Genomic DNA, 18,916 nt, shown 5'->3' on the forward strand with positions numbered 1-18,916 from the left:
GGTTTTCCTTTCCGTTCTGCTATCGGCCCGACCACACCGGTGCGCGTTTCTCCTGAAACGCCAGCACGCCCTCGGCGGAGTCCTTGCTGTCCAGGGCCTCCATGAGCGCCGGAAGCCGCTGCCCCCGGGCCTCGGTGGCGGTGAGATGCGCGGTGCGCGTCACCATTTGCTTGACCGCGCGCACCGAGGTGGGGGCGCATGCCAGGATCTGTGCGAGCCAGCGGTCCACCGCGGCGTCGAGTTCTCCGGCCGGGACCACCTCGTTGACCAGGCCCATGGCAGCCATCTCGGCGGCGTCGGCCTTGCGCCCGGTGAGCAGCAGTCCCATCGCCTGGGTGTAGGGAACCCGGCGCACCAGTTGATGAATGCCGCCGTCGAGCGCCAACCGCCCGACCCGCGGTTCCGTCAACCCGAACCGGGCGCTGTCGGACGCCACCACGATGTCGGCGCCCAGCACGATCTCCATGCCGCCGCCCAGCGCGTAGCCGTTGACCTTGGCGATCACCGGAACGTCGAGGGTGGCGCGCAGACTCAAGCCACCGAAGCCGTTGGCATCCAGTTCGGCCCAGTACTCGAGGCCGGTTTTGTCCACGGCGGCGGAGCTCATGTCCGCTCCCGTGCAGAACGCCTTGGTCCCGGCGCCGGTGACGACCACCGCACGGATGCCGCGGTCCTGCTCGAGCTGTTCCCAGATGCCGTTCAGGCGTGCGGTGGTGGGACCGTCGACGGCGTTGAGCACGTGCGGGCGGTTGATCGTCACCGTGGCCACGCCGCTGTCGATGGCCAGGATGACGTCGTCGGCGCCGGTCACTTCAAGACCCCCAATTCGATCAGACGGGCGATCGCGTCGTCGTCGAAGCCGTGCTCCTTCAGTACCTCCGCGTTGTGTTCGCCGAGACGGGGTGCGCTGTGCCGGATCGTGGGTGGGGTGGCCGAGAGCCGGATGGGTGCGTTGAGCATCTTCACGGTGCCGAGGGCGGGATGGTCGGCCTCGACGATCATGCCGTTGACCCGGGTCTGTTCGTCCGCCAAGGTCTGTTGGAGGGTGTGCACGGGAGCGTTCAGCAGACCCTCCTCCTCGAGCCGGTGCGTCCAGTACTCCGTGGTGTTCGTGGCGAATCGCTCCCGGAAGATCGCCTGGAGGGCGGGTTTGTTGTCGAATTGGAGTTGCTGCGTGGCGAATTCCGGTCGGAGCGTGAGGTCCTCGCCCACGTCGAGGGCGCGGGAGATGTGGAGCAGCGGGTCGGCGGTGAATCCGCCCACCATGCAGACGGCTCCGTCCGTGGTGGGAAAGACGCCGGTGAACGGCATGGCGCCCCAGTTCACCTCGTAGCCGCGGTTGAGCTGCATGCACGCCTCCTGCATCTGCATGTGCAGCATGGAGTCGTACATGGTCACCTCGACTTTCTGCCCGGTGCCGTGCTGATCGCGGGCGCGCAGCGCCAGCAGGATCCCCTGCATGAGGTGCATGCCGGTGGTGTAGTCGCACAACGTGGTGGGGTAGACGACCGGCGGCGCGTCGTCCGATTCGCGCCGCCACATGACGCCCGAATAGGCCTGCGCGATGGCGTCCTGACCACCCTTGTGGGAGTAGGGGCCCTCGGTGCCGAAACCGGTGCCCGAGGCCCAGATGATCCGCGGGTTGTCCTTCCGCAGTTCGTCGTACCCGAAGCCCATGCGTTCCATGACGCCGGCCCGGAAGTTGCTGACCACCACGTCCGCATCGCTCATGAGGGTGCGCAGCACGGCCCGCCCGTCCGCCGTACGGGTGTCAACGCTGATGCTGCGCTTGTTGCGGTTGACGGCCAGGAAGATCGGGTTGTCCTGGCCGTCCGGGTCGGGGAACGAGTTGCGGGCGATGTCACCGGCGCCGGGTCGTTCGACCTTGATGATGTCCGCGCCGTAGTCGCCCAGCATCTGCGTGGCGCTGGGGCCCATGTACACCTGGGTGAAGTCGACGATCTTGATCCCGGCCAGCGGCAGCGCCGGGCCGGCGGGGGCCTCGGTCGGGACGTGCAACTCTGCGGTGGTCGTGCTCATGCCGGAACCGTCTCTTCCTGGTCGAGGGTGGCGTTGGCGGAGGGGATGTCGCCGGGGTCGGCGCCGTGACTGCGCATGCCCGCCTGGATGTCGAGGGCGGACACGGTGCGGACGGTCACGCCGTCGCGGACGGCGAGGGCCGCCGCGACGCCGACGGCCTGACCCATGGCCATGCACGGCGGGATCTCGCGGGACATCTTCTGCGCGTCGGGTGTCGCCGAGTAGTGCCGGCCGGCAACGAGTAGCTGCTCGATTTCCTTGGGGAGCAGCGAGCGGTACGGGTAGTAGTAGTCGCGTCCGCGGGCGACGGAGTCCGCGAAGTGCCGTCGCGTGGTCACGTCGTCCTTCGTCATGACGTACTCGCCCGCGAGGAGGCGGGTCTGCCGGACCCCCATCTGGGAGGCGACGTCCACGATGTGGCAGTTGCCGAAGCCGGGGAGGTGTTCCTTGACGTAGTCCACGGCCTCGGTGATGCGGTCGCGGGCCGCGAACTCGGCGGCCGTGAGGTCGCCCGGATCGGTGCCGTCGAATCCGCTCATATGAGGGGCGTTGCACCAGACGACGCCGTCGAGCGGGGTCTTGAGCCACCACAACTCCCACGCGCCGCCGAGCAGCCGTTTGATCTTGCGGTTGATCGCCCGGGCTTCCTTGGGGTTCTCCTGCTCGAAGCGTTCGGCCGCCGCCGTGTCCACGCCGCCGAGGCGGAAGACGAGAGTGGTGATGTAGCTGTCCTTGATGTGGTCGGCGCCGGCCCGGGAGGCGACGTCGATGTCGCCGGTGGTGTCGATGACGACGTCGGCGAGAAACGCCTGGGGCCCGGATTTGGTTTCGCACACCACACCCCGGACGACGCCGTCGTCCACGACGGGACGCGAGAACCACGTGTGCAGGCGGAGGGTGACACCGGCCTCGCGGACGAGGTCGTTGGACACGCGCTTCCAGCCGTCGGGATCGAACGCGGCGGCGTAGCAGATCGGTTTGGGGGTGGTGTGGGAGTGGAAGTCGAACGTCCCGTACCGGCCCCAGGTGTTCCACAGTTCCGTGGACGCCGCGCGGTCCTCCCGGGGCGGGACGACGGCCAGGCCCAGGGCCTGGAGTCGCTCCACGTATTCCGACACGATCCCGGTGACCGTGATGTCCTGGCCGTTGATCATGTCGTCGAGGACCAGCACCATGCCACCGGACGCCAGTCCGCCCAGCGACGAATAGCGTTCCAGCAGGGTCACACTGGCTCCGGAACGGGCGGCGGTGACGGCGGCGGCCACTCCCGCGGGGCCACCGCCCACCACGAGGACCTGGGAGCGGTTGACGACGGGGGCCACGAGGTCATGGCTGGTGATGCGCAGATCGAGAGTGCTCATGGGTGGGGAAGTCCTTACTTTCCGACGAAGATGCCGTTGACACGGCGGGCAAGCAGGTAGAAGACGATGCTGAGAACGGAGAGGACCGCGACGTAGACCGGGAAGATCCAGGTGGCGTCCACGGATTGGAACCAGACGAGCAGGTAGGACGCGGTGCCGCCGAACAGTGCGACGCCGACGCCGTAGCCCAGCGACACGCCGGCTCCGCGGCAGTTCTTGGGCATCAGCGACGTACTGACCACGTTGTACAGGGTCATGTTCAGAACCAGGATCACCGAGCCGCCGAGAAGCACGACCGCGAAACCGCCGATCCCGGGTTCGACGTACATCAGCATGAGGAAGACGGCGGGGACGGCCAGGGCGCGGGTCCACAGGAACCAGCGCGACATGGACTTGCCGTCCGTCAGCTTGCCGACCAGCCAGCTGCCGAGAACCAGGACGACGCCGAGGGCGGTGGTCCAGGCGAAGACCGCGGTGGGATTTTCCCTGAAGTTGCTGCGGGCGGCCGTCGGCAGTCCGACGTTCCACGCGTAGTTGTATGCCTGGGCCGCTCCCACCACGAAGACGATGGCGACGACGCTGAGCCAATGCTTGCGGACCCCGGTCCAGACGGCGCCGGTCGTGTTGTCCGCGAGTTCCTCCGGGCGCATCGTCTCGGGCAGTGCCCGGCGCAGGTACACGACGACGATGCCGAAGACGGCGCCGATCACGAACGGAATCCGCCATCCCCAGTCGCCCATGGCCGCCCCGCCGAGGGTCAGACTGCACAGGAAGCTGACCAGGGATGCCAGGAGAACGCCGAGGTTGACGTAGAACGACATGACGCCCGCCACGAGGCCTTCCCGGCCGGCCGGGACGAGCTCGACGGCATGGGCCGTGGACAGCGGCGCCTCGATACCGGTGGAGACGCCCTGCACGATCCGGCACACGACCAGAATGGCTCCGGCCCAGGCCCCGATGTGGGCGTAGCCGGGGGTGATCGCGATGATCAGGGTGGTCACCGCCATCGTGCTGATGGAGATCAACATGACTCGGCGGCGACCGATTCGGTCCGCCACGGTGCCGAGCAGGACGCCGCCCAACGGCCGGAAGGCGAACCCGACGGCGAAGACGGCGAGGGTGTTCAGCGTCGCGCTGAGAGGGTCGGAGGCCGGGAAGAAGTTGGGCCCGATGAACGCCGACAGGAGTCCGAAGACCATCCAGTCGTACCATTCGAGGGCGTTGCCGAGGCCGAGGCCGAGGAGGCCCTTGCGGACCTCAGGGGTGAGGTGTTGCTGCCTGCTTGATGCTGTGACAGTGGTGTCGAGCAATGGTCTTGTCCTTACGCTGGCACCTCGAAGGGTGCAAGAGGGTATGACGCATCACGGCAACGGGACGCGTTGTGTCCGGTCGCGTAGGCGACCCGACAGTAAGGAAGGTCGGGCGGACGGCCGGCGGACGCCGGGCTCACCACGGGGTGGTGTGTCGACCCGATTCGCTACGCATACCTCTTCGTAGCTGGCGTGGTACCGGGCGCACTCGGCGCCGGGCTCACCACGCGTGTGGCGCGTTGACCCAGATCGCTACGCAAACCTCTTCGTAGCGGTTCTTGTACCAGTGCGGAATGTCCGAGGAGAAGGTGATCGAGTCGCCTGCCTCCAGGGAATGGCATTCCCCGTCCAGGTAGATGTCCTTGCGGCCGGCGAGAATGATGCCGAATTCTTCGCCGCTGTGACGGAACGGGGTCGCGCTGGTGTCGTGCCCGGGTGGGGTTTCGATCCACTGCGCCTCCAGGGCGCCGTTCTGATCGGGAGTGAGCAGTTCGTAGACGGCCTCACCCATCGACTTCTTGGTGACGCCGACGAGATTGCGCCGCTCGTGCTTGCGCACGACCGGCGACTTGCTGTCCGGTTGGCCGATGAAGAATTTTCCGACCGGGATGTCCAGCCCGTGGGCCAGTTGAGCCAGGGTGGTGAAGGACGGATTGGCCAGACCCCGTTCGATCTGACTGACGCTCGCCTGGCTGAGACCGGTGACCTCCGAGAGTTGGGCGAGTGTCATGCCCTTCTCCTTCCGCATGGAGCGAATCTTGTTGCCGACGGTGGTCAGCAGCGCGCTCGTAGCGGCGGGAGTGTGCGCCGGGCTCTCGGTTGTCATTGGCGTTTCCTCCCGCTGGGTGACCTGACTCACAGAACTATAGTGAAGATTTTCAGTGAGTCAATGGGTTCTTATTGATTATCGTAAAAAAATTTACTAAACCGAAGATTCAGGGTTGTCCCGGTCCGGGCACACCCCGGCGTCGATGAGTGTGTGGGTCCGCGCGAGTCCATATCCGAAGACATCGCAGTGTGAGGACATCGCCTTCCGAGAGGCAAGGACCCGCTCATGACAGCTTCACTCGAAGGCAAGGTCGTATTCGTCACCGGCGCTGCACGAGGGCAGGGCCGCAGTCACGCGGTGCGCCTGGCGCAGGACGGGGCGGACGTGATCGCCGTCGACATCTGCAGACAGATCGACTCGGTCGCCTACCCGCTGGCGACGCCGGACGACCTGGCCGAGACGCAGGCACGGGTGGAGGCGCTCGGGCGCAGGATCGTCTGCCTCGAAGCCGACGTACGCGACGCCGCCGCGATGCGCGCCGCGGTCGCCGAGGGCGTGGCGCGCATCGGTCCGATCGACATCGTGCTGGCCAACGCGGGGATCGGCATGATGTCGGACGACGCCGGCGAGGAGGCGGCGTTCCGCGACCAGCTCGAGGTGAATCTGTTCGGTGTGTGGAACACGGTGCAGGCGGCGGCCCCCGGGATGATCGAACGCGGCCGCGGCGGCGCGGTGGTGCTGACCGGTTCGACCCTCGGTCTGGTCGGGCGCGGCGGCAACGGCCGCGGCGGATCCGACGGGTACTGCGCGAGCAAGCACGCCGTGGTCGGGTTGGCGCGTACCTGGGCGCACTGGCTGGCGCCCTACGACATTCGGGTCAACTCGGTGCATCCGGCGGGCGCCAACACGCCCATGGTGGTGAACGACGCGGTGGCCGCTCTGTTCGCCGACGCCCCGGCCTCCAGCGGCGCCGACGTCGGCAACCTGCTGGACGTCGCGCTGATCGAGCCAGAGGATGTCAGCAACGCCATTGCGTGGCTGGTATCCGATCAGGCGCGCTACGTCACCGGCGTCGCGCTTCCCGTCGACGCCGGATTCACCGCCCGGTAGTCAGCAGCAGCGGCGGGACCGCGACCATCCGTCGAGCACGAAGCCGAGCCCCATTCCCAGCATCCACGTGTCCTTCGCGACGGCGATGCCGTTCTCGTTGGGCCAGATGCTGCCGGGGTTCCGCAGGGCGGGTGTCCGGAGGTACATCGTCACGAGTCCCCCGGAGAACGCGGCGAGGGCGGCCCCGGCCACGGCGGTCGGCACGATCGGGGTGAGCAGCGCTGCGCCGACGCCGATCTCGGCGGCCGACAGCAGGGTGATGAATCGTTCCGGCGGAATCGCGCCGAGGAACGGGAACGCCCCTGCGGCCATGCCGTGAACGGCCGCCGCGGTCTGTTCGTCCGCGGACCGCTTCTGTATCCCCGAGTGGAGAATGAATCCCCCGGTCGCGATGCGACCGGGTAGGTCGCCGAGTGCGGGTAGCTGCATGGTGGTCTCCTGTCGTCCGGCCGAACCGGTGGTCGGTCTCCATTTCCCAGCCTCCCACCCTCCCGACGGCGGGGAGCGCTTTCCGCGGAGTCCGGTGCGGTGTGCTCGGGACGGTGCTGTGGGGACGCTGAGAGTGCATGGCCCGCCGCGTGCCGGTCTGTTGTACTGAGGTCTCGCGGCAGAGGGAGGAGACGCCGGTGCGGGTTCTTCTGGTCGAGGACGAGACCCGTCTCGCCGAGACGGTGCGCCGTGGATTGACGGCGGAGGGTTTCGTCGTCGATGTCGAACACGACGGGTTGGCCGGTTTCGAGGCGGCGCTCACCGGGGGTTTCGACGTGGTCGTCCTCGACATCATGCTGCCCGGCAAGCACGGGTACGACATCGTGCGGGACCTACGGCGCCGTGAGGTGTGGACACCGGTGCTGATGTTGTCGGCCAAGGACGGTGAATACGACCTGGCCGACGCATTCGATCTCGGTGCCGACGACTACCTGGTCAAGCCGTTCTCGTTCGTGGTGCTGGTGGCCCGGTTGCGGGCGCTCATCCGCCGCGGCGCACCGCGACGGCCCGCCGTCCTCACGGCGGGCACCCTGGAACTGGACCCGGCCCGGCACCGCGTCACCCGGGACGGCACCGTGCTCGCGCTGACGCCCCGGGAGTACAGCGTCCTGGAGTTCCTGATGCGGAACGCCGGATCGGTTGTCACCAAGCAGGAGATCCTGCAATCGGTGTGGGACACCCACTACGAGGGCGACGACAACATCGTCGAGGTGTACGTCGGCTATCTGCGTCGCAAGGTCGATGCGCCGTTCGGCGCGAACAGCATCGACACCGTTCGCGGCGTCGGTTACCGGCTGAGGTCCGGCGACGACTGAGCGGCGCCCCCGAGCGGCAGGGTGATCACGAATCGTGCTCCACCCGAATCGCTTTCGGTGACCTCGACCGTACCTCCGTGGGTCGCCACGATCTCGGCGACGATGGCCAGACCGAGGCCGGCGCCACCGGAATCCCGGGTGCGGGGCGTGTCGAGTCGGACGAACCGTTCGAAGATCCGGTGCCGGTCCGGCGGGGCGATCCCCGGACCGTCGTCGATGACCTCGACGACCGCGGCGCCACCCGACGACCGGCAGATCAGCTCGACCTCGCGGCGCGCGTGACGGCGTGCGTTGTCGACGAGGTTGCGCACCATGCGCGCGAGTTGCTGCGGATCCCCGGTGGTGCGGACCGGTGCGATCGCCGTCCGCACCACCAATTCCGGCGACAGGTCGCGCAACCGGGCCCTCTCGGCGTACATCAGATCGTCCACGTCCACGTCCACCGTCGCGTGGGTGAGTCCGTCCTCGTCCGCGCGGGCCAGCAGCAGTAGGTCCGCGAGCAGATGATTCATCCGCCGGGCCTCGGGCAACAGCGATTCGTCGACGAGTGCGGTGTCGAGAAGTTCGGGCCTCGTGTGCGCCAGCTCCAGCGCGGCGGTGATGGTGGCGAGGGGGCTGCGCAGCTCGTGTGACGCGTCGGAGACGAATCGCTGCTGGGCACGGTGACCGGATTCGAGACGACCGAGCATGCTGTTCATGGTCGCGGCGAGCCGCGCGATCTCGTCCCGGGAGTCCGGCACCGGCACGCGTTCGTCGAGTCGTTCGGTGGAGATGGTGGCCACCCGCACCCGGATCCGTTCGACGGGCAGAAGTGCGGCGCCGACGAGTCGATAGCTGGCCACCGCCACCAGTGCCACGACGACGGGTCCCCCGACGGCGAGCAGCAGTGCCACCGTGGCGAGAATGTCCTCGATGGGTTCCCGGTCCGCGCCGACGGCGACGGTCACGGTTCCGGACGGGGATGTGGCGCCGCGTTCGTCGATCCAGTAGTCGCGCTCCTCGCCGAGGTCGATGTTGCCGCGGTACCGCGACTCGCCGGGCGGAACCGGATCGAGGACGATCGGCAGGTCCTCGGCACCGGGCGAGGCGGCGACGACGGTGCCCGCGGCGTCGACGACCTGGATGGTGCCGATCTCGCCGTCGGTGGCGAACAGGGAACCTTCGAGGTCGTCGGGTGCGGTGGTGCGGAGTTCCTCGACGATCTGCCGGGCGCGGGCGTCCGCGGCGTCCCGCGCCGAGTTCTCCAGCGTGCGGTAGAGCACGAGGAGCAGCGCTCCGCCCGACAGGGCGAGGCAGATAGTGACCACCAGGGCGGCAGCCGCCGCCGACCGGGCGCGCACGTTCCACGACCGCGGGTCGAGCAGATTCCGGTGCATACGTGTCAGTGTTGCTCACACACCGTGATCGTCTCCGATGACCGTCAGCAGCGCGTCGACGAACGACGCCGCGGTGGTCGCGTCGAAGAGGTCGGTGGCGTACACGAGTTCGGCGTCGATGCCGGCCGGGTGCCCGGCGGCGTCGTGACGTTCGGTGAAGTGAAAGTGGAGATCGCATTTCGCGACGTCCAGCGGCCGGGGTGTGATGTCGAAGCGCAGCCCGTCGACGTCCAGGGTCGCCGGGGAGAAGTTGTTCAACGACAACGCGACTTGGAAGAACGGGTGCAGCGACGACGCCCGCGGCGGGTCGATGACGGTGACCACCCGCTCGAACTGCACGTCGGCGTGCGCGAACGCGCGTAACTCCAGGTCGCGGGACCGGCGAATCACCCCGGCCAGGGTGTCCGCCGGGTCGACCCGGGTCCGCAGAACGACGGTGTTGACGAACATTCCCACCACGTCGTCGAGTTCCGGGTCGCTCCGGCCGGCGACCGGTGTCCCGACGGCGACGTCGGAGTCGCCGCTGAGCCGGGCGATCAGCATCGAGACCGCTGATCGCAGTGCGGTGAACACCGTGGCGTGGTGCCGGTGCGCGAGCGACGACAGCGCGTGATGCGCGGATTCGTCGATCGCGAAGGTCTGCCGTCCGGCGCCGTACGTCCAGGCCTGCGGCCGGGGGCGGTCGAGGGGCAGCCCGACGGCGCCGGGGAGCCCCGCCAGTTCCGCCGCCCAGAACGCGAGTTGCCGCGACGCGAGGCTGTCCGGATCGTCCTCGGCGCCGAGGAGTTCGCGCCGCCACACGCTGTATTGCGGGTAGCTCACCCGGTTCGGCTGCCGGTCCGGTTCGGCGCCCGCGGACCTGCTCGCGTAGGCGGCGACGAGGTCACGCGCCACCAGCGCCAGCGACCACCCGTCCGCGGCGATGTGGTGGATGACGCAGGCCAGGAGGTGCTCGCTCGGGCCCAGTGCGAAGAGCTCGGCGCGCAGCGGCGGTTCCGACCGCACGTCGAACGGCGCCGCCAGCATCCGGTCCACCCGTGCGCGGACGTCCCCGGTGTCGGCCGGACCCGGGACCAGATCGGGGAGCGCGTCCTCGACGGACATCAGATGTTGATACGGTCCGTCGGCCGAGTCCGGGAACGTGGTGCGCAACGAGCCGTGCCGGGTGAGGACGTCCCCGACCGCGGCGCGCAGCGCGGCGACATCGACCGGCCCGGACACCCGGACGGTGAACGGAATGTTGTACAGGGCAGGCGAGGTGGCGGTGCGGTCGATGTACTGCTGCGACGGCGACAACGGTGTCCGCTCGGGAACCACGGTGCCGGCGACACCCGGCGGGCGCGGGGTGCCGCTGCCCGGACCGGTCCCGTCGATCACCTCCGCCAGGCCCGCGGGTGTCGGGGTTTCGAACAGCTCCCGCACGCCGACGCTCGTCCCCAGCGTCGCGTTCAGCCGCGCGACCACCCGCGTCGCCGACAACGAGTCACCGCCGAGGTCGAAGAACGAGTCGTCCGCGGCGACCGAGGGGACGCCGAGCAGTAGGCCGAACACGTCGGCGACCACGCGCTCGGTCTCGGTCACCGGTGCGCGCCGGGAAGCGGACGTGGTGCCGAAATCGGGGCGGGGGAGCGCGTCCCGGTCCAGCTTCTTCGTCGGGGTGAGGGGAACCGCGTCGAGGGCCGTGATCGACTTCGGAACCATGTACTCGGGCAGGAACCGGCCGAGGTCGCGTCTCGCCGAGTCGGGCGTGGTCTGCGATCCGTCGCGCAACATGACGTAGGACACCAGCGCCGGGTCGCCCGCCGCGGTCCGGTGCACGATCGTGGTGGCGAAGACGATGTCCGGATTTCGCCGCAGCCCGGCATCGATCTCGCCGAGCTCGATGCGGAAGCCGCGGATCTTCACCTGATCGTCGGTCCGCTCGAGGAATTCGAGGGTGCCGTCGGCGGTCCAGCGGACCAGGTCGCCGGTGCGGAACATGCGCGAACCCGGCTTCCCCAGCGGATCCGCGACGAAGCGGGTGCCGGTCAGCGCCGGACGCCGATGGTATCCGCGGGCCAGCGCCGCCGTCGCGAGGTACAGCTCCCCGGCGGCGCCGGGCGGGAGCGGACGCAGCCGGCGATCGAGGACCGTCGCCCGCACGCCGCGCATCAGGGAGCCGATCGTCACCCGATCGCCGGGGTCGATGGGGTCGGTGAGGGTGACGCTGCACGTGGTTTCGGTGGGCCCGTACGCATTCCGCATCACCCGGCCGGACGCCCACCGGTGCACCAGGTCCGGTGGGCACACCTCGCCGCCGACGAGTACCAGTTCCAGCGAGTCCAGGCCGCCGGGATCCACCGTTGCCAGCGCGGACGGCGTGGACAGCAGGTGCGTGATCCGCTCGGCGCGCACCAGTTCCCGCAGTTCCTCCCCGCCGTACACGTCGGGTGGTGCGATCACCAGGGTCGCACCGCCGGTGCAGGCGGCCAGGACCTCGACCACGGCGGTATCGAAGCTGGGCGACGCGAAATGCAGGACACGCGCATCCGGGGTGACCGCGTACTTGTCGCGAATCTCCCGCACGAGATTTGCGAGACCGTCGTGCGTGACGACGACCCCTTTCGGGACCCCGGTGGAGCCGGAGGTGTAGATCACGTAGGCGGGGTGCTCGACAGGGAGTGTCCTCGGAGGTTCCGCGGCCATGGACGGGGGATCCTCGTCGAGGGTCAGCCACCGGAGGGTGCCGGGCAGCCGATCGCGCTCCGAGCGCACGGTCAGACCCAGCGTCGCACCGGAGTCGCCGAGCGTGAAGCGGATCCGGTCGAGGGGGTGGGTCGGATCGACGGGAACATAGGCGGCGCCGGACCGGGCCACCGCCCACAACGCGAGTACCGACTCGTACGACCGCGGAATGGACACCGCCACCGGGCTCTCGGGTCCGAGCCCGTGACCGGCGAGCACCCGTGCCCACCGGTCCGCGGCGGCACCGATCTCCCGATAGGACACCGTCCGCCCCCGGTCCCGGACCGCGACGGCATCGGGGTGGGTGGTTGCGCACTCCGCGAGAATCCGGTCCAGCGTCGTGGGCTCGGCATCCGGCAATCCGCACGCCGGGGCGAACGACTCCCGTTCGGAGTCGTGGAACAGGTCGAGTTCGGCGACCCGGTTGTCGGTGTCCGTCGCCGCGTGGAATCGGTCGAGGAGCATCGTGAACCGGCGATGGTGACCGGTCAGCTCATCCTCGTCGTACAGCGCCGGATTCGCCTCCATATCGATCCGCGGAACCGAACCGGGTGTCCCCGGATAGATGTTGACCGACAGATCGGCCGTGGGGCCCGTCGTCAGCACCTGCACCCGTCCGGAGACCGGGCCGAGCGTGATCTCCTGCGTGAACAGCATCAGGTTGAGCACCGGGCCGAAGTGAGCGAGACCTGTTCCGGCGGAGGCGATGTCCTTACCGATGTCCTCGCGGCGATACCGCTGGTGACGGAGCGCCTCCGTCACGGACGTTCGGGCGGTCCGCACGGCGTCGCGCACGGTGCCGGTGCCCACCCCGCGCATCAGCAGCGGGAGCACGTTCGACACGGAACCGCCGGAGTCGCGCAGCCGCGCCGACGTCCGGGCGGACACCGGCAGGGACAGGACCACGTCGTCGGCGTCCCTCATCCGGGCGAGGTACGCGGCGAACGCGGCAATCACCACCACGGTCGGGCTGTCACGACTCCCGCCCGCGCGGCCGCGCACGACCAGCGCCGGGGCAGTCACCTCGCGGAACGTGCGGTCCGCGGGCGGTAGGTCGTGTATCCGGCGCCGCCAGTACGCGCGGTCGCGTTCGAAGCGCGGGGAGGATCGATACTCGGCGTCCTCCCGCACGATCCGCTCCGGATCGACTACCCGGCGCTCCGGGGGCGCCTCGTCGTCGATCCCCGCCACATACAGTTCGGCCGTGCGGCGCATCAGCATCATCGCCGCATATCCGTCCATCGCGATGTGATGGGCACGGGTGTACCAGAACATTCGGTCGTCGGAGACGCGGACGATCGTCGACAGGACCAGCGACGGGCCGTAGATGTCCATGGGGGAGTTGCTGTCCTGCCGCATCCACCGCTCCGCCGCGTCGACCGGGTCGCGTTCCCCGCGGAGATCGACCACCGGCACCCGCTGCGGCGCGCCGGCATCGACGGCCTGGTGCGGGCGACCGTCGACATCGGTCAAAGTGAAGGGTCCCAGTTCACGGACGGCCCGGGCGCACGACTCCGTCAGAAGGTCCAGGCGGACGGGTCCGCGCAGGTCGACGTACTGGGCGATCACGTACGGGATCCGGGGAGTGAGCTGCTGCGCGAACCAGATGGCGTGCTGCGCAGCAGTCAACGCGAGCACCCGCATCGGTGCCTCCTCACGAATGATCGAGCCCAGGGACGGGTGATCGTCGATCGTGCCACATCGAAGCTGTGCGCGCGCTGAGAAACGCCGCCACCGCCGCGCTCCGTTCCGGGAGACGCGGCGGCGCCGGCGTCCGCAGCTAGTGAGCGAGAACGACCGCCCCGTCCTCGTCGGCCGCGGCCGACGCACCCGGCGCGCTCAATTGCTCGATCCGGCGGGGCAGTGCGAGGGCCACGACCGCGCCGAGCAGTGCCGAAACCGCACCGATGACGAACGCGATGGTGATGCCGGTGTCGGTGTAGAAGACCGCGCCCTGCACGACCGTCGCGATGTGCGAGTTCAGCACAGAGAAGGCGATCACCGGCAGGATGGCGGGCAGGATGCTCTGGAACACCGCCACCATGCTCGCCGTCGTCGCCTGCAGTTGCGGCGGCACCGCGGCGATCAGCAGGTTCGGGACGGCGGCGTAGCCCATGCCCATACCGACACCGAGGAGGGCGGCGAATCCGATGAGGAGCGCCTTGTCGTCGTGGATCGTCGCCGTGAGCAGGCAGGCTGCACCCATCACCAGCATGCCCACGACCATCAGGATCCGCGGCCGGACGTTGCGGGGCACCAGGGTTCCGACGATCAGTCCGCCGATCACCACCGCGCCACCCAGCGGCGCCTGGAAGATCGCGAATCCTTCGGCGCTGATCCCGAATCCGTAACCGAGGCCCAGGATCGCCGGGGTCATGCACATCATCGGGAGCATGATCGTGAACACCGACGACGTGCCGTAGCAGAGTCCCGCGCCGAGCGCCGTCAGGAACACCGGGCGCTTGCCGAAGAACCGGATGTCGATCAACGGGTCCGCGAGCAGGCGGGCGGAGACGATCCACGCCACCAGCAGGGCGGCACCGCCCGCAACGAAGCCGATCGTGGAACCGGACGTCCAGCCCCACGACGGTCCGAAGCTGACTCCGACGAGGATGCCCGCGAGCCCGGCGCCCAGCAGCGCCGCGCCGATCAGGTCGATGCGGGAGCGCAGACGCACCGAGGATTCGGCGGTCGTCACCCGGATCAGCACGCTGAGGATCACCAGCCCGGCCAGGAAGAACCAGAAGATGCTGCGGAAGCCGAAGTTGTCGATCAGCCAGCCGGTGAAGAACGGCGCGGGAATCGCGATGAGGCCCATACCGCTCGTGGCGATGCTGACCGCCAACGCCACCGTCCGGATGGGGAAGACGTCGCGGATGAGCGAATAGCTCAAGAACAGGCAGGGCACGAGCAGACCCGTCAGCGAGCGGCCCGCGATCAGCACCGCGTACGTCGGTGCGACCGCGGAGATCAGTGATCCCAGCGCCGCCAGGCCGACGGCCGTCAAAAGAAGCCTGCGCTTGCCGTGTGTGTCGGCGAGTTTGCCGATCAGTGGGCACGTGACGGCCCCCACCAGCAGGAACGAGGTGAGCAGCCACGCGCCCTGCGTCGTCTGGTAGTGGGTGACGATCTGGGGCAACGCGATCGAGATCATCATGTAGCTGACCGCGAGCATCTCCAGGAGCAACACGATCGAGGCGAGCGAGAAGATCAGGCGCGGCGTCCAACGCTCGGCAGTGCTGTCCTGCTGTCGCGTGTGAGCCGATCCGCCGCTGGGCGCATGGGTGACCATCATCGAGGTCCTTTCGGGTACCTGCACGGGCAGTCGGAGCCTCGCCGCGACGTTGCGGAAGGCCCGTGCCGGGCGGTAGGGGTGGGTGGTCACATTCGGTGGTCGATGTCTCGAATGTGTAATTGACATCACAGTTCTCGGGCCTGCGGCACGCCATGCGGCGTTCCGCCCAGCGGGAGGCCGCCGCGTCCGCCGTGCACGCGCACCCGGGAAAGACCCAGTTCGAACCCCCGAATCGGGCGTAGCAGACACCTCGGTCGGTTTCCTCGCCGGGGCGCCCAGATGACGAGAACCACTGATTCCGGCTCCGCCCTCGAGCGAGGATTACTGCATGGCCGACATCGAGGGCGAGAAGCAGTTCCGCCGGCTGAGGACGCCGCGCTCGGCGGCCGTCGCGGGCATCGTCTTCGCTGCACTCTTCGCCACCAGCCTCGTCCTCGTGCACACCGCGCTGCCCGCCGACCCGTTCGACGAGACACCGTGGGTGGGAAGCGGCGAGACCCGGATCAAGACTGCCCTCGTGCTCGCCCCCTTCTCCGGCATCGCCTTCCTCTGGTTCATCGGCGTCATCCGTGACCGGCTCGGCGACCTCGAGGACCGCTTCTTCGCGACCGTCTTCCTGGGCAGTGGGTTGCTGTTCCTCGCCATGGGTTTCGTCTCGATGGGTGTCGCGGGCGGCGTCCTCGCCATCGCCCGGCACTCCGGCAGCTCCGCGGACGAGATCGTCTACTTCGGCCGCGAGATCATGCTGCAGATCAACCACGTCTACGCGCTCCGCATGGCCGCGGTGTTCATGATCTCGCTGGGAACGATCTGGCTCCGGACGGGACTGATGCCGCGATGGCTCGTCCTCACCACGTATCTGGTGGCGCTGTCCCTGCTGTTCGTGGTCACCTTCAGCCTGTGGACGACGCTGGCATTTCCGGCCTGGGTCGGGGTGATCAGCGTCTACATCCTCGTCACCGGACGCCGCGCGAGGGCCGAAACGGCCCGAGCCGCGTCAGGGTAACGGCGTCGCTCAGGTGCCCGCCGGGTTCGTGGAGACGAAGTCGTCGATGATGCGCACGACCGCGGCGGGATCCTCCAGATGGGGATAGTGCCCGACACCGTCCAGGACGGCGAGCCTGCTGCCGGGCATTGCCTCGTGCGCCGCATACCCGTGCGCGACCGGGATGATGCCGTCCGAGTCACCCCAGATCAGTTGCGTCGGCAGACCCGCGTTGAGGTACAGGCGGTTCAGTGCACTCACCGCCTGCCCCCGGTGATCGACGACGGCGCGCAACGTCCGCAGGAACGCCTGACGGGTCTGCGGATCGGACAGCGACGCGTAGGCGTGCCACATCTCGTCGCCGCGCACCGACTGGACCCCGATCGCCGCCAGCCAGCCGCGGACCTTGTCGCCGACGTCGCGAATCGCGGCGGGCGCCACGAACGGCAGCAGGAACTCCGACCCCGGCGCGGCCAGCAACCGCAGCGTCCAGTTCACGTCAGGTCCCAGCCCTCCGCTGCCGATGAGAACCAGGCGGTCGCACAGGTCGGGGTGCTGATAGCTGAACTGCATCGCCACCCCGCCGCCGAGGGACTGCCCGATCACGGTCACCCGCTCGATGTCCAGTTCTCGCAACAGGTCGCGCAGCCACGCGGCGAACGCGCCCAGTGAGTAGTCGCCGCGCGGTTTGGCCGAGTCACCGTGACCGGGCAGGTCCGGTGCCACCACCCGGTACCGCCGCTCCAACTGCGGGAGAACCGCACGCCACGTCGCGGAACTGCCCGCCATCCCGTGGACCAGCAGCAGCGTCTCGCCCTCACCGGCCATCCGGTAGGCGACGTCGTCCCCGTGCAGCGCGATATGTCGGAGCTGGGACATACGGCGACCTCCCGATCGGGTGATGCAGCGGTGTCGACGGTAACGATAGGGGAGTTCCGCTCGATATCGTCATCAGTTGCGGCGTGGGAACTTGATCTCGGCCGCCAGTTGATCTACCCGGCACACCCGTCGCGAGGCTCGAAAGCAGGAGGAATCGCATGAACTCGGTGTCGAGTCCAGCCGTCGCCCGTCCCCGTGTGCTGCTGATCGACGCCGACGTGGAGAGATCCGTCGTCGATCGCCTGCGGGACGGGGGTTTCTTCGTCACACGCACCTATGCGGAACCCGTGCGGTCGCGGATCGAACCACCGGACGTCGTGATCGTCGACGCCCGATCACCCCACCTGGACGCCCTCACCACCGTGCGAGCGTTGAAGGCCATGCGGTTCGCGCTCGCCGTCGTCGTGATCGGCACCTTCCGTTCCGGCAACCGTCGCAGCGATCTCCTCGAGGCCGGCGCCGACGACGTGATGGAGATGCCCGTCGGCGCCGACGAACTCGTCGCCCGGCTTCGCGCCATCCTGCGACGCGTGAAGCCCACGGCGCCCGACACCGCACACGCCGACACACAGGACCTCTGCCTCTGCGAAGAGCATCACGAACCCGACCACGACGGGCTGCGCACTACCCTGACCAGAACGGAATTCATCCTCTTCACCGTGCTCGCCCACAACGTCGGCAGAGTCGTCACGCGCCGCGACCTGATGCTCATGGTCTGGGGAGTGACCGTGGAATCGAAGACGAACGTCCTCAACGCGTACGTCTGCTCCCTCCGGCGGAAACTGGTGGCGGTGGGTTCGCCGTACGTCGTTCACACGGTGCGGGGTGTCGGTTTCTCCCTCGGCGAGGTCGAACATGCGGGCACCATCGCGCCGGACCGTCAGATGCCCGTCGCCGCATCGTAAGGCGCCATCGCGACGACGATGCCCGGCCGCCGTTCTTACCGAAACCCATTGTGGGATAGCGCTAATACTCACGTTGCGTGCAGGAACGCCCGAAGTCGCGCGAGCACCAGATCGGGTCGCTGATCGACAATCCATTGACCGACGCCCGTCCACGATTCATCGGGCGCTGAGCTCCAACCGGCACCACGCAGATCGGGGCGCAGCACCCCGTATCCGTCCTCCGCGAGTGGTCCGATCAGCCGTGAATATCGAGTAGGCTCCGGTCTGATTCTGACCTGACGCCTACCTGTCCGTGCAGAGCCCTGCCGAAAGAGTTCGTCTTGACCGCAGCTTTGCGGCAAGAACATGTCGAGATCCCGGCCCCGGCTCCGTCCCAGCATCGAATCGGCAGGCAAACAATTGGAGGATCGATCCCATGGCGCACATACAGCGTTTCGACCACGTCGGCATCACCGTGGCGGACCTCGACTCGGTAACGGCGTTCTTCGTCGGACTGGGCCTCGAGGTCGAGGGCACCGGATCCGTGGAGGGCGAGTTCGTGGAGACCGTCTGCGGCATCCCCGGCGCGCACTGTCAGATCGCAATGCTGCGGCCGCCCGACGGCGGGTCCCGGCTCGAGCTCTCGACCTTCGTCACGCCCGACCACGTGCCCGGATCGCCAACGGCGATGGCCAACGAGCTCGGGCTGCGCAACGTGTCCTTCGAGGTCGCCGACCTCCAGGCGGCCGTCGACTCGGTGGCTGCGGACGGGTACGGGCTCATCGGCGGCATCGGCGAGTACGAGAACAGCGTGCGGATGGCCTACGTGCGTGGACCCGAAGGGATCATCGTCTCCCTGTTCGAGCAGCTCGACTGACG

At 68.5% G+C, this 18,916-nt stretch carries 15 protein-coding genes and 1 pseudogene; 5 read left to right on the forward strand and 11 right to left on the reverse strand.

The features are described from left to right. Positions 1–19: 19 nt before the first annotated feature. From ACFTWF_RS16635 to ACFTWF_RS16655, 5 genes are all read right to left on the reverse strand, one after another. Entirely contained in the window at positions 20–811 is a 792-nt protein-coding gene (locus tag ACFTWF_RS16635) for an enoyl-CoA hydratase-related protein (protein ID WP_378462297.1), read from the reverse strand. Continuing rightward, positions 808–2,040 carry a CaiB/BaiF CoA transferase family protein gene (locus tag ACFTWF_RS16640; RefSeq protein ID WP_378462298.1) on the reverse strand — a complete coding sequence of 411 codons (1,233 nt, stop codon included), beginning with the start codon at positions 2,038–2,040 and terminating at the stop codon, positions 808–810. The genes ACFTWF_RS16635 and ACFTWF_RS16640 overlap by 4 nt, the downstream gene beginning before the upstream one ends. Continuing rightward, on the reverse strand, positions 2,037–3,401 hold the full coding sequence (locus ACFTWF_RS16645; protein ID WP_378462299.1) for an FAD-dependent oxidoreductase: 1,365 nt from the start codon (positions 3,399–3,401) through the stop codon (positions 2,037–2,039). Before ACFTWF_RS16645 ends, ACFTWF_RS16640 begins: the two co-directional genes overlap by 4 nt. Positions 3,402–3,415: 14 nt before the next feature. Further along, positions 3,416–4,711 (reverse strand): MFS transporter, encoded by a 1,296-nt coding sequence (locus ACFTWF_RS16650; protein WP_378462300.1) that lies wholly within the window; start codon positions 4,709–4,711, stop codon positions 3,416–3,418. A 220-nt stretch (positions 4,712–4,931) separates the two neighbouring features. Next, positions 4,932–5,537, reverse strand: coding sequence for a helix-turn-helix domain-containing protein (locus ACFTWF_RS16655; protein ID WP_378462301.1), 606 nt, complete (start codon positions 5,535–5,537; stop codon positions 4,932–4,934). 228 nt (positions 5,538–5,765) lie between these two features. On the opposite strand from ACFTWF_RS16655, the gene ACFTWF_RS16660 reads away from it, so the two are divergent. Further along, the gene (locus tag ACFTWF_RS16660; RefSeq protein ID WP_378462302.1) at positions 5,766–6,590 is read left to right on the forward strand and encodes a mycofactocin-coupled SDR family oxidoreductase; all 825 of its coding nucleotides are present in this window, start codon (positions 5,766–5,768) and stop codon (positions 6,588–6,590) included. On the opposite strand, the gene ACFTWF_RS16665 is transcribed toward ACFTWF_RS16660, so the two are convergent. After that, positions 6,591–7,019, reverse strand: coding sequence for a hypothetical protein (locus ACFTWF_RS16665; RefSeq protein ID WP_378462303.1), 429 nt, complete (start codon positions 7,017–7,019; stop codon positions 6,591–6,593). 197 nt (positions 7,020–7,216) lie between these two features. Here ACFTWF_RS16665 and ACFTWF_RS16670 point away from each other — a divergent pair, with 197 nt between their 5' ends. Beyond that, on the forward strand, positions 7,217–7,894 hold the full coding sequence (locus tag ACFTWF_RS16670) for a response regulator transcription factor (protein ID WP_378462304.1): 678 nt from the start codon (positions 7,217–7,219) through the stop codon (positions 7,892–7,894). Here the strand turns inward: ACFTWF_RS16670 and ACFTWF_RS16675 are convergent. The 3 genes from ACFTWF_RS16675 to ACFTWF_RS16685 form a co-directional block, all read right to left on the reverse strand. Beyond that, positions 7,867–9,270, reverse strand: coding sequence for a sensor histidine kinase (locus ACFTWF_RS16675; RefSeq protein WP_378462305.1), 1,404 nt, complete (start codon positions 9,268–9,270; stop codon positions 7,867–7,869). The genes ACFTWF_RS16670 and ACFTWF_RS16675 overlap by 28 nt on opposite strands. Positions 9,271–9,285: 15 nt before the next feature. Beyond that, positions 9,286–13,638, reverse strand: coding sequence for an amino acid adenylation domain-containing protein (locus ACFTWF_RS16680; protein ID WP_378462306.1), 4,353 nt, complete (start codon positions 13,636–13,638; stop codon positions 9,286–9,288). A 136-nt stretch (positions 13,639–13,774) separates the two neighbouring features. Beyond that, positions 13,775–15,289 (reverse strand): MFS transporter, encoded by a 1,515-nt coding sequence (locus tag ACFTWF_RS16685; protein ID WP_378462307.1) that lies wholly within the window; start codon positions 15,287–15,289, stop codon positions 13,775–13,777. Between the two features lie 328 nt (positions 15,290–15,617). Here ACFTWF_RS16685 and ACFTWF_RS16690 point away from each other — a divergent pair, with 328 nt between their 5' ends. After that, a complete protein-coding gene (locus tag ACFTWF_RS16690) occupies positions 15,618–16,295 on the forward strand; it encodes a hypothetical protein (RefSeq protein ID WP_378462308.1) in 678 nt (225 codons plus the stop codon). 9 nt (positions 16,296–16,304) lie between these two features. Here the strand turns inward: ACFTWF_RS16690 and ACFTWF_RS16695 are convergent, their stop codons facing one another. Then, positions 16,305–17,153 carry an alpha/beta fold hydrolase gene (locus tag ACFTWF_RS16695; RefSeq protein WP_378462309.1) on the reverse strand — a complete coding sequence of 283 codons (849 nt, stop codon included), beginning with the start codon at positions 17,151–17,153 and terminating at the stop codon, positions 16,305–16,307. A 158-nt stretch (positions 17,154–17,311) separates the two neighbouring features. Here ACFTWF_RS16695 and ACFTWF_RS16700 point away from each other — a divergent pair, with 158 nt between their 5' ends. After that, positions 17,312–18,058: a response regulator transcription factor gene (locus tag ACFTWF_RS16700; protein WP_378462310.1), complete on the forward strand. Its 747-nt coding sequence runs from the start codon at positions 17,312–17,314 to the stop codon at positions 18,056–18,058. 149 nt (positions 18,059–18,207) lie between these two features. Here the strand turns inward: ACFTWF_RS16700 and ACFTWF_RS16705 are convergent. Next, positions 18,208–18,297, reverse strand: a pseudogene (locus ACFTWF_RS16705) (alpha/beta hydrolase); the annotation flags it as partial. Between the two features lie 176 nt (positions 18,298–18,473). Here ACFTWF_RS16705 and ACFTWF_RS16710 point away from each other — a divergent pair. Further along, entirely contained in the window at positions 18,474–18,914 is a 441-nt protein-coding gene (locus tag ACFTWF_RS16710; RefSeq protein ID WP_378462311.1) for a VOC family protein, read from the forward strand. The last annotated feature ends 2 nt before the right edge of the window (positions 18,915–18,916 follow it).

Source organism: Rhodococcus sp. NPDC056960, assembly GCF_042674125.1.
Classification (GTDB): domain Bacteria; phylum Actinomycetota; class Actinomycetes; order Mycobacteriales; family Mycobacteriaceae; genus Rhodococcus_F.

Excerpts from the sequence above, each read along its gene's own strand:
- ACFTWF_RS16665 (WP_378462303.1), bottom strand. The coding sequence starts at position 7,019 with ATGCAGCTACCCGCACTCGGCGACCTACCCGGTCGCATCGCGACCGGG.
- ACFTWF_RS16695 (WP_378462309.1), bottom strand. The coding sequence starts at position 17,153 with ATGTCCCAGCTCCGACATATCGCGCTGCACGGGGACGACGTCGCCTAC.
- ACFTWF_RS16640 (WP_378462298.1), bottom strand. The coding sequence starts at position 2,040 with ATGAGCACGACCACCGCAGAGTTGCACGTCCCGACCGAGGCCCCCGCC.
- ACFTWF_RS16660 (WP_378462302.1), top strand. The coding sequence starts at position 5,766 with ATGACAGCTTCACTCGAAGGCAAGGTCGTATTCGTCACCGGCGCTGCA.
- ACFTWF_RS16655 (WP_378462301.1), bottom strand. The coding sequence starts at position 5,537 with ATGACAACCGAGAGCCCGGCGCACACTCCCGCCGCTACGAGCGCGCTG.
- ACFTWF_RS16710 (WP_378462311.1), top strand. The coding sequence starts at position 18,474 with ATGGCGCACATACAGCGTTTCGACCACGTCGGCATCACCGTGGCGGAC.
- ACFTWF_RS16680 (WP_378462306.1), bottom strand. The coding sequence starts at position 13,638 with ATGCGGGTGCTCGCGTTGACTGCTGCGCAGCACGCCATCTGGTTCGCG.
- ACFTWF_RS16700 (WP_378462310.1), top strand. The coding sequence starts at position 17,312 with ATGAACTCGGTGTCGAGTCCAGCCGTCGCCCGTCCCCGTGTGCTGCTG.
- ACFTWF_RS16690 (WP_378462308.1), top strand. The coding sequence starts at position 15,618 with ATGGCCGACATCGAGGGCGAGAAGCAGTTCCGCCGGCTGAGGACGCCG.
- ACFTWF_RS16685 (WP_378462307.1), bottom strand. The coding sequence starts at position 15,289 with ATGATGGTCACCCATGCGCCCAGCGGCGGATCGGCTCACACGCGACAG.
- ACFTWF_RS16675 (WP_378462305.1), bottom strand. The coding sequence starts at position 9,270 with ATGCACCGGAATCTGCTCGACCCGCGGTCGTGGAACGTGCGCGCCCGG.
- ACFTWF_RS16645 (WP_378462299.1), bottom strand. The coding sequence starts at position 3,401 with ATGAGCACTCTCGATCTGCGCATCACCAGCCATGACCTCGTGGCCCCC.